General features: G+C 62.7%; 5 protein-coding genes and 3 pseudogenes. 5 read left to right on the top strand and 3 right to left on the bottom strand.

Translation table 11 applies throughout. The features are described from left to right. The first annotated feature begins 112 nt into the window (after nucleotides 1-112). A pseudogene (locus tag BVER_RS24810) lies at nucleotides 113-801 on the top strand (metallophosphoesterase family protein). Nucleotides 802-862: 61 nt separating this feature from the next. On the opposite strand, the pseudogene BVER_RS24815 reads toward BVER_RS24810, so the two are convergent. Both BVER_RS24815 and BVER_RS24820 read right to left on the bottom strand, forming a co-directional pair. Continuing rightward, a pseudogene (locus tag BVER_RS24815) lies at nucleotides 863-3,135 on the bottom strand (NADP-dependent malic enzyme). A gap of 258 nt (nucleotides 3,136-3,393) precedes the next feature. Continuing rightward, nucleotides 3,394-4,633: pseudogene (locus BVER_RS24820) on the bottom strand (MFS transporter). A 251-nt stretch (nucleotides 4,634-4,884) separates the two neighbouring features. Here BVER_RS24820 and BVER_RS24825 point away from each other — a divergent pair. Beyond that, a complete protein-coding gene (locus BVER_RS24825) occupies nucleotides 4,885-5,547 on the top strand; it encodes an orotate phosphoribosyltransferase (protein ID WP_050455534.1) in 663 nt (220 codons plus the stop codon). 73 nt (nucleotides 5,548-5,620) lie between these two features. Here the strand turns inward: BVER_RS24825 and BVER_RS24830 are convergent, their stop codons facing one another. Beyond that, the gene (locus tag BVER_RS24830; protein WP_050455535.1) at nucleotides 5,621-6,334 is read right to left on the bottom strand and encodes a response regulator; all 714 of its coding nucleotides are present in this window, start codon (nucleotides 6,332-6,334) and stop codon (nucleotides 5,621-5,623) included. A 279-nt stretch (nucleotides 6,335-6,613) separates the two neighbouring features. Here BVER_RS24830 and BVER_RS24835 point away from each other — a divergent pair, with 279 nt between their 5' ends. The 3 genes from BVER_RS24835 (at nucleotide 6,614) to argC (ending at nucleotide 9,086) form a co-directional block, all read left to right on the top strand. Further along, the gene (locus tag BVER_RS24835) at nucleotides 6,614-7,204 is read left to right on the top strand and encodes a YbhB/YbcL family Raf kinase inhibitor-like protein (RefSeq protein ID WP_050455536.1); all 591 of its coding nucleotides are present in this window, start codon (nucleotides 6,614-6,616) and stop codon (nucleotides 7,202-7,204) included. A gap of 253 nt (nucleotides 7,205-7,457) precedes the next feature. Continuing rightward, nucleotides 7,458-8,033: a flavodoxin family protein gene (locus BVER_RS24840; protein WP_050455537.1), complete on the top strand. Its 576-nt coding sequence runs from the start codon at nucleotides 7,458-7,460 to the stop codon at nucleotides 8,031-8,033. Nucleotides 8,034-8,132: 99 nt separating this feature from the next. Next, nucleotides 8,133-9,086 (top strand): N-acetyl-gamma-glutamyl-phosphate reductase, encoded by a 954-nt coding sequence (gene argC / locus BVER_RS24845; protein ID WP_050455538.1) that lies wholly within the window; start codon nucleotides 8,133-8,135, stop codon nucleotides 9,084-9,086. The last annotated feature ends 200 nt before the right edge of the window (nucleotides 9,087-9,286 follow it).

The following is a 9,286-nucleotide window of genomic DNA, read 5'->3' on the forward strand; positions in this document are numbered from 1 at the left end:
GCAGTTTCGCTCCACGCTTCCTCCCCACGGTCGGTCGCCCTTCCGCAGTTGCGCTTCACTTCGCTCGCTGTGGTCAACTTGCGGCGGGACTTGTACCCGCAAGAGTGCGCCCATGCTGGGCGCACAAGATATCCACGCGGAAGGCGCGGACGTCACCGTCAATCTCGGCGATATCGTCTCCGGCGCGCTGCATCCAAGCGAAACGGCGGACCTGTTGATGACCATCGCCTTGCCGACTATTCGCGGCAACCACGAAAGACAGCTCCTGACCCAACCACGCGCGGACCAAGGTCTGTCAGATCGCTGGGCGCTCGATCATCTGAGCGCCGATCAACTCGCGTGGATCGAAGCGCTACCCGTCACACTCGATCTTCAGGACAACGTTCTGTTGGTGCACGGAACGCCGGACAGCGATCTGGACTACTTTCTGGAAACGGTCGATGAAAATGGATTACGCGCGGCAACGCCGGAGGAAGTCGAACATCGCGCGACGAACGCGCGCACGGAGTTGATCCTGTGCGGCCACACGCATCTGCAACGTTCGATGAAACTTCGCGACGGGGACGTCTGATCGTCAATCCGGGCAGCGTCGGACTGCAAGCGTATGAGGATGCGCATCCTTATCTGCATCGCGTGGAAAACGCGACGCCGCACGCCCGCTACGCCATGATCACGCAAGGCGCGTCGGGCTGGGACGTCTCTTTCCGCGCCGTCGAATACGACTGGGAGCGCGCCGCGCGCGAGGCGCAGCTAAATGGGCGCATGGACTGGGTCGCCGCGCTTCGCAGCGGACATCTCTAAGCAAGAAAAACAAACGGCGACCCGGTCACCCGGATCGCCGTCGAACTGACGTCTTAAAGGCTTACTTCGCCTTCCCGACGTTCGCGTTAGCGCTCGCCACCGCCGTCATATTAATAATCCGTCGCACGGTCGCGGCCGGCGTCAGAATATGCACGGGCTGGCCGCGCCCAACAGGAACGGCCCGACCGTCACGCCTTCGCCGCTCACCATCTTGAGCAGGTTGTACGTGATGTTCGCCGCTTCCACGTTCGGCATGATCAGCAGGTTGGCTTCGCCGGTCAGCGTCGTGCCGGGGAACGCCGCCTTGCGCACGGCTTCGGACAACGCTGCATCGCCGTGCATCTCGCCGTCGATTTCCAGATTCGGCGCGCGTTCCGCGATCAGCTTGCGCGCTTCCGCCATGCGCTTGCTCGACGCGCTCTGCACGCTGCCGAAGTTCGAATTCGACACCAGCGCGACCTTCGGCTGAATGCCGAAGCGCTCGATTTCACGCGCCGCGAGAATCGTCATGTCGGCGAGTTGCTCGGGCGTCGGCGTTACGTTGACGTAGGTATCGCTGATGAAGATATTGCGGCCCTGGAGCATCAGCAGGTTCATCGCCGCGAAATTGTCCGCGCCCTTCGCCTTGCCGAGCACCTGATCGACGAACTTCAGATGATCCTGATACGTGTCGATGAGACCGCAGATCATGCCGTCCGCATCGCCGGTATGAATCAGGATCGCGCCGATCAGCGTGTTGAACTTGCGCAGCGCCGCCTTCGCGCTGTCCGGCGTCACGCCCTGACGCGCCGCGATATCGTGATACGCCTGCCAGCTCTTTTGGTAGCGCGAATCGTCTTCCGGATTCACGATCTCGAAATCGACGCCGGGCTTCAGCTTCGAGCCAATCTTCTGCAGACGCATTTCGACGACCGCCGGACGGCCGACGATGATCGGCTTGGCGATCTTCTCCATCAGCACGAACTGGGCAGCGCGCAGCACGCGCTCGTCCTCGCCTTCCGCGAACACGATGCGCGCAGGCGCTGCCTTCGCCGCCGCGAACACCGGGCGCATCACCATGCCCGTGCGATACACCGTCGCGCCGAGCGTCTCGCGATACGCGTCCATGTCCTTGATCGAACGCGTCGCCACGCCCGAATCCATCGCGGCTTGCGCGACAGCCGGCGCGATCTTGATGATCAGACGCGGATCGAACGGCTTCGGAATCAGATACTCCGGACCGAATTCGAGCGAATGGCCTTCGTACGCCTTCGCGACTTCATCGCCCTGATCGGTTTCTTCCGCGAGTTCGGCGATTGCGCGCACGCACGCGAGCTTCATCTCCTCGGTGATGGTCGTCGCGCCCACGTCCAGCGCGCCACGGAAGATGAACGGGAAGCACAGCACGTTGTTCACCTGGTTCGGATAGTCCGAACGGCCCGTCGCGATGATCGCGTCCGGACGCACGCGCTTGGCTTCTTCCGGGCGGATTTCCGGCTCCGGATTCGCCAGCGCCAGAATCAGCAGCTTGTCGGCCATGGTCTGAACCATTTCCGCCTTCAGCACGCCCGCGCTCGAACAGCCGAGGAACACGTCGCAGCCGTGCATGGCATCGGCGAGCGTGCGCGCGTCGGTGGTCGCCTGATAGCGTTCCTTCGATGCATCGAGATTGCCGCGGCCTTCGTAGATCACGCCCTTCGAATCCGTCACTAGCGTGTTCGACTTCTTCAGGCCCAGATCGACCAGCAAATCCAGACACGCGATCGCCGCCGCGCCCGAGCAAACGAGCTTCACTTCGTCGAGCTTCTTGCCGACCATTTTCAGGCCGTTGAGAATCGCCACCGATGCGATGATCGCCGTGCCGTGCTGATCGTCATGGAAAACGGGAATCTTCATGCGCTCACGCAGCTTCTTCTCGATATAGAAGCATTCCGGCGCCTTGATGTCTTCCAGATTGATGCCGCCGAGCGTCGGTTCGAGCATCGCGATCGCGTCGACGAGTTTGTCCGGATCGGTTTCGTCCAGCTCGATATCGAACACGTCGATGCCCGCGAACTTCTTGAACAGACAGCCCTTGCCTTCCATCACCGGCTTGGCCGCGAGCGGGCCGATATTGCCGAGACCGAGCACCGCCGTGCCGTTCGTCACGACGCCGACGAGATTCGCGCGCGAGGTGTACTTCTGCGCGTCGAGCGGTTCGTCGAAGATCGCCATGCACGCCGCCGCCACGCCGGGCGAATACGCGAGCGACAGATCGAGCTGATTGGAGAGCGGCTTGGTCGGCGTCACCGAAATCTTGCCGGGACGCGGATTCTGGTGATACGCGAGAGCGCTTTGCTTCAGTTGTTCGTCCATGATTGACCTGAGACGTTTGGGATTTATTTGAACAGGGATCACACGCCGGCGACTGCTCGACATTGAGTGCGGGCTGTGAGTCTATGGACCAATGTTGTCAGTCGGCCGACGCGCCGGGTAGACGCATTCGTCCCGTCGGAAAGGATGAATCCGACGGGCGGAGCCGTTGTTATTTTTTGGGACAGTCAGTGTACACCGCTCGCTCCAAATGGCGCGAAGCAGCATTTGCGGGCGTTTTCGTCGGATGAAGCGGCGCGCTCAGTCCAGTTCCGCGCCGCGTTTTTCGGGGATGAGAAAGAGCGTGGCGAGCACATCGAGCAGATAGATCGACGCGAGCAGCGCCAGTGCGATGGCGAACAAATATTTCGCGGCGAGCGCGCCGACCACGACCGGCCCAAGCCCGCCGACCGCGCGCCCGATATTGAACAGCACGTTCTGCGCGGTCGCGCGCGCTTCGGTCGGAAAGATCTCGGAGATCAGCGCGCCGTAGCCGCCGATCATGCCGTTGACGAACACGCCCATCACCGCGCCGCCGATCAGCAGCGCGCCCGGCGACGTCAGATTCGAGTACACGAAGACCATCGCGACCACGCCGATCTGATAGGTGAGAAACGTCGGCTTGCGCCCGAAGCGATCCGCCGCGACACCGAACAGCCAGATGCCCGCCGCCATGCCGAGCACGGTGACGGCCGTCCAGACGCCGGATTTGGTCAGCGAATAGCCGAAGGTCTTCGACAGATAACTCGGAAGCCAGATCATCAGGCCGTAATAGCCGAAGTTCTGCACCGAACACAGTACGATCACGCCGATGCTGGCGCGCGACGTGCGAGCATCGGCGAACAGGCGTTTGAGCGGAAACGCGCGCGGCCTGACCGTCTCGGTCGCGGCGAGCGCGCGGCGCTCGATAAAAAGCGCCGGTTCCTCCACGCGACGTCGCACGAAGAACGACACGACGGCCGGCACCAGTCCGACCGCGAACATCCCGCGCCAGCCGATGACCGGCAGAAGCAGCGGCGTCAGCAGCGCGGCGGCGAGCACGCCGAGTTGCCAGCCGAGCCCGACATACGACGACACGCTCGCCCGCATCCGCGCGGGCCACGCTTCCGCGACCAGCGCCATGCCGATGCCGAACTCGCCGCCCAGCCCGACGCCCGCGATCGTCCGATAGACGAGCAGATCGCCGTAACCCTGCGACAGCGCGCACCGCACAGCCCGGTGAACACGGCGAACAGGAGAATGGTCCACGTCAGCATGCGCACGCGTCCGAGATAGTCCGACAGCACGCGAACACGACGCCGCCCGCCACCGCGCCAATCAGCGTCCACGTGACGAGCGATCCCGCCTGCGTCGGCGTGAGATGCAGGTCCGCCGCGATCGCCGGCAACATGAAGCCGAGGATCAGCAGATCGAAGCCGTCCATCGCGTAGCCGAGCACGGACGCGATCAGCGCGTGCATGCCGTGGCGCGTGGAAAACGAGGAAGGAGTAGCGGAATTCATGGGGCGATGCGGATCGAAAGTGCCGCGAGTGTACGGGCGCGCGGCCCGCGCCGCCAATCGGACAAAAGTCGGGACAAAAGTTGCGCGCTGCTCGAACACGGCTCGCGGGCAACGGCCTGCTCGGGTAAAATGGCGGGCTACGCGCGCAGGAAACGCCAAACTTCGGTTCGTTTCGTGTCGAAACCTGCGCCAAAGGCCCGCGCGGCCGCCTCCCGCTTTCCAAGCGTCACATCAAGTCCAAGGATTCGCCCATGACAGGCTTCGATCGCCAGACGATCTCCGACACCACCGCCAAGATGCTGCTCGAAGTACAAGCGGTGCACTTCAACGCCGACAAGCCGTTCATTTTCACGTCCGGCTGGGCGAGCCCGGTGTATATCGACTGCCGCAAGCTGATTTCTTATCCGCGCGTGCGTCGCGGCCTGATGGAAATGGCCGAAGCCACCATCCTGCGCGACGTCGGTTACGAGCAGATCGATGCCGTCGCCGGCGGCGAGACCGCTGGCATCCCGTTCGCGGCGTGGATCGCCGATCGTCTGATGGTGCCGATGCAGTACGTGCGCAAGAAGCCGAAGGGTTTCGGCCGTAACGCGCAGATCGAAGGCCTCCTGACCGAAGGCCAGCGCGTGCTGCTGGTGGAAGACCTGACCACCGACAGCCGCAGCAAGATCAACTTCATCAACGCGCTGCGCACGGCGGGCGCAAAGGTGGATCACTGCTTCGTGCTGTTCCACTACAACATCTTCAAGGAAAGCGTGTCCGTGCTGAAGGACATCGACGTCGATCTGCACGCGCTCGCCACCTGGTGGGACGTGCTGCGCATCGCGAAGCAACAAGGTTATTTCGAAACCAAGACGCTCGACGAAGTGGAGAAATTCCTGCACTCGCCGGCCGAATGGTCGGCGCCGCAGTAATTAATCGCTGCAAAAACAAAAAGCCGCTGATTTTCGTCAGCGGCTTTTTTGTTTTATGGACCGGGATCGCGCATTAAATCGGATTGGAGTTCGAGAGCGGCGCATCCTGAAGCGTGCCATCGCCGGTATAAGCAGAGAGATTCATTAATCCGTTGCTTTGAGCATATTGGAACAGTTCCGAATCGCGCTCGATACCGAGTTTTCGCATCGCCGTGTTCTTTTGCGTGCTGATGGTTTTGATACTGCGTCGCAATTGCGCGGCGATTTCGGTAATCGTCATGCCCGACACGAACAGGCGCACGACTTCCAGTTCGCGCTTCGACAGGATGACGCTGCGCTGCTGGCCGCTCGATCCCATCGCCATGCTGTCGAGCGCCGCCTTGACGGACGGCCCGAGGTATTCCTGACCGCGCATGACGTGCTGGATGGCCCAGCCGATGTGGTTCATGTCGTCGGCCTTGTTGATGACCGACATCACGCCGACCTCGCGCAAACGTTTGAGCAGAGCCGGATTCTCGAGCATGGTCAGCACGACGAGCTTCACGCGCGGAAATTGCCGCCCGATGTAGCCGAGCAGCGGCATGCCGTCGCCGTAAGAGCCGCCGGGCATGGCGAGATCGGTGACGAGCACGTCGCACGGCGTCTTCTGCAGCGCCTGGATGAGTTCGGTGGATTGACGCGCCTGGCCGACGACATCGACTTCGGGGAACTTATTGAGCGCCTGCGCGGCGCCAAACAAAATCACCGGATGATCGTCTGCGATGATGACTTTTATTCGCTGGCTCATTTGTTTTCCCTGTTTCAACTGTGATCGGAGGTCCGGCGAATCAATGTCAGATTGCTCATTCGTTGATCGAAATTGTGCAAATTCATTGATGACGGTGCGCCAATGAATGTACGCCTTTTAATGGCGCTATAGGTTAAGTCCCAAGGATCAAGCTTTTAATGCTTTGTTGCAATGTTAAACTGCAACTTCACACAAAGCGCATCCGTGAGACAAAAAACATCGTTGCAGACAGCGAAACGCTGCTATATCGCGCGACGCTACTGACAGGAGAATCGGGCCATGCGCCTTGCATGTCGAATCGTGAGTTCGGGTTATCGCGTGGGGTTCGCGGTTTGCGTCGCGAGTGCGGTGTCGCTACTGTCGCATTCGCGCGACGCTTCGGCCGATCCCGCCTTCACGGTGTCGAGCATCGATCTCGCGCCGGGTAAGACGATCGGGCGCGATCTGCTGTTCGACAATTCCGAGTGCAAGGGCGGCAACCGTTCGCCGCAGTTGTCCTGGCGCGGCGCGCCCGAGCAGACGCGCAGCTATGCCATCACGATCTACGATCCCGACGCCCCCGGACGCGGATGGTATCACTGGGCGGTGGCAGGCATTCCCGTCGGCGTCACGCATCTGGCCGGTAACGCGAGCGCGTCGGGCGCGCTGCGCAAGACCAGCGCGGTCGAAGCCCGCAACGACTGGGACACCGATGGCTACGGCGGACCGTGCCCGCCCGCCGGCAAGCCGCATCGGTACGTGGTGACGGTGTACGCGCTGCGCACCGACGATCTGCGTCTGCGTCAAGGCACGCCCGCGCTGATGTTCGAACACGAAATCCGCACCGCATCGATTGCCACGGCGCAGCTGACTTTTACCGTCGGCCGTTAGCTTCAATCGTCGGAATTGTTTCGCCGGAGCGTGCGCTTGCGCCGGTAGGCCGACATTTGGCTTTGCTAGACTGGCCTGAACCGTGAGCCGCCCGCGTCTCGGCATGGAGTCCGGCCGCTTACCCACGCTTGCACGATTAGAAGCTTAGAAGCGAGTCCATCGCGCGTCTGTCCCTGCATCTCGCGCCCCGCGGCCTGCGTTGCCGCCACGGGGCCGCGTCGTCGGCGCGCATGGCCGCGACAGAAGGAACGCCATGCCGAACATCATCATCGTTTATCACAGCGGCTACGGCCACACGAAACGCGTCGCGCAAGCCGTGCTCGCGGGCGCGACCGAAGCCGGCGCGAACGCGAAACTGTTGCCCGTCGGCGACATCGACGAAGACGCGTGGGCCGAACTCGACGCCGCCGACGCCATCGTTTTCGGCGCGCCGACTTACATGGGCGGCCCGTCCGCCGACTTCAAGAAGTTCGCCGACGCCAGCTCGAAGCCGTGGCTCGCGCAAAAGTGGAAGGACAAGATCGCGGCGGGATTCACCAATTCCGCGCACATGAACGGCGACAAATTCCTCACGATCTCCTATTTCGTCACGCTGGCGATGCAGCACGGCATGATCTGGGCGGGCGCGGGCATGATGCCGTCGAACACGAAGGCCGCGACGCGCAACGACCTGAACTTCGTCGGCGGCTTCACGGGGCTGCTCACGCAATCTCCCGCCGATGCCTCGCCCGAAGAAGCGCCGCCGCCCGGCGATCTGGAAACCGCGCGCGCGTTCGGCGCACGCATCGCCACCGTGACGGCGCGCTGGAGCGCCGCGCAGCCGGCCTGAACGGGCGCATCGACACGCGTACATCAACCCGTCTCGAAATCGACTTAGAATGTCGGTTTTACGGCAGGCGCACGCGCGCCCCGAACCAGCGAGATCGAGATGACCACGAAAGTATTTGTCGACGGACAGGAAGGCACCACCGGCCTGAGGATTTTCGAATACCTGTCGGAACGCCGTGACATCGAAGTGCTGCGAATCGAAGAGGCGAAGCGCAAGGATATCGAGGAGCGCCGGCGGCTGATCAATGAATCGGACGTGACGTTCCTGTGTCTGCCGGATGTCGCGTCGCGCGAGTCGGTGTCGCTGGTCGCGCCCGACAACGATCGCACCGTCGTGATCGACGCGAGCACGGCTTTCCGTATCGACGATTCCTGGGCCTACGGCCTGCCGGAACTGGCGCGCGCGCAACGCGAGCGGCTGCGCACGGCCAAGCGCATCGCGGTGCCGGGCTGCCACGCGTCGGCGTTCGTGCTGTCGGTGAAGCCGCTGGTCGCGGGCGGACTCGTGCCGGCCGATTTCGCCTCGCACGCGTATTCGATCACCGGCTACAGCGGCGGCGGCAAGAAGATGATCGCCGAATACGAAGCCGGCGGCGATCCGCGTCTGAACGGGCCGCGCGCCTACGCGCTGGGCTTGACGCACAAGCATCTGCCGGAAATGGCGGCGCACACGGGTTTGAAGCGCGCGCCGATTTTCACGCCGATCGTCGGCCCGTTCCTGAAGGGCCTGGCCGTGACGACGTATTTCTCGCCGGATCAGCTGACGCGGAAGGCCAAGCCGCAAGACGTGCGCGACATGTTCGCCGAGTACTACAACAACGAGCCGTTCGTCCGCGTGATGCCGTTCGACGCCGACAGCAACCTCGACGCCGGCTTCTTCGACGTTCAGGCGTGCAACGACACCAATCGCGTCGATCTCTTCGTGTTCGGCAATGACGAGCGCTTCGTGACGGTCGCGCGGCTGGACAATCTGGGCAAGGGCGCATCGGGCGCGGCGATCCAGTGTATGAATCTGGCGATCGGTGCGGACGAGCAGGCAGGGCTCGCGCACTAAAACGCTTATCCCGAAAGACAAAAAAGCCGACCTGAGCGTCGGCTTTTTTTCGCCCGGGGAAACGGAACGCACGGGCAATCGGCATAGGGGCGGCCAGCAAGCTGGCCGGTCCCCTGCCACACCACCCTGCCACACCACCCGGCGTGCGGGTCCGCACCGGGCGGTTCGGGAAGTTGAGGTTATGTGAGGCGAGGCATGCC

Origin of the sequence: Candidatus Burkholderia verschuerenii (genome assembly GCF_001189365.1) — a bacterium.
Classification (GTDB): Bacteria; Pseudomonadota; Gammaproteobacteria; order Burkholderiales; family Burkholderiaceae; genus Caballeronia; species Caballeronia verschuerenii.

What these genes read in the sequence shown, in the direction of transcription:
- BVER_RS24835 (WP_050455536.1), top strand. Translation starts at nt 6,614, where the DNA reads ATGCGCCTTGCATGTCGAATCGTGAGTTCGGGTTATCGCGTGGGGTTC.
- BVER_RS24825 (WP_050455534.1), top strand. Translation starts at nt 4,885, where the DNA reads ATGACAGGCTTCGATCGCCAGACGATCTCCGACACCACCGCCAAGATG.
- argC (WP_050455538.1), top strand. Translation starts at nt 8,133, where the DNA reads ATGACCACGAAAGTATTTGTCGACGGACAGGAAGGCACCACCGGCCTG.
- BVER_RS24830 (WP_050455535.1), bottom strand. Translation starts at nt 6,334, where the DNA reads ATGAGCCAGCGAATAAAAGTCATCATCGCAGACGATCATCCGGTGATT.
- BVER_RS24840 (WP_050455537.1), top strand. Translation starts at nt 7,458, where the DNA reads ATGCCGAACATCATCATCGTTTATCACAGCGGCTACGGCCACACGAAA.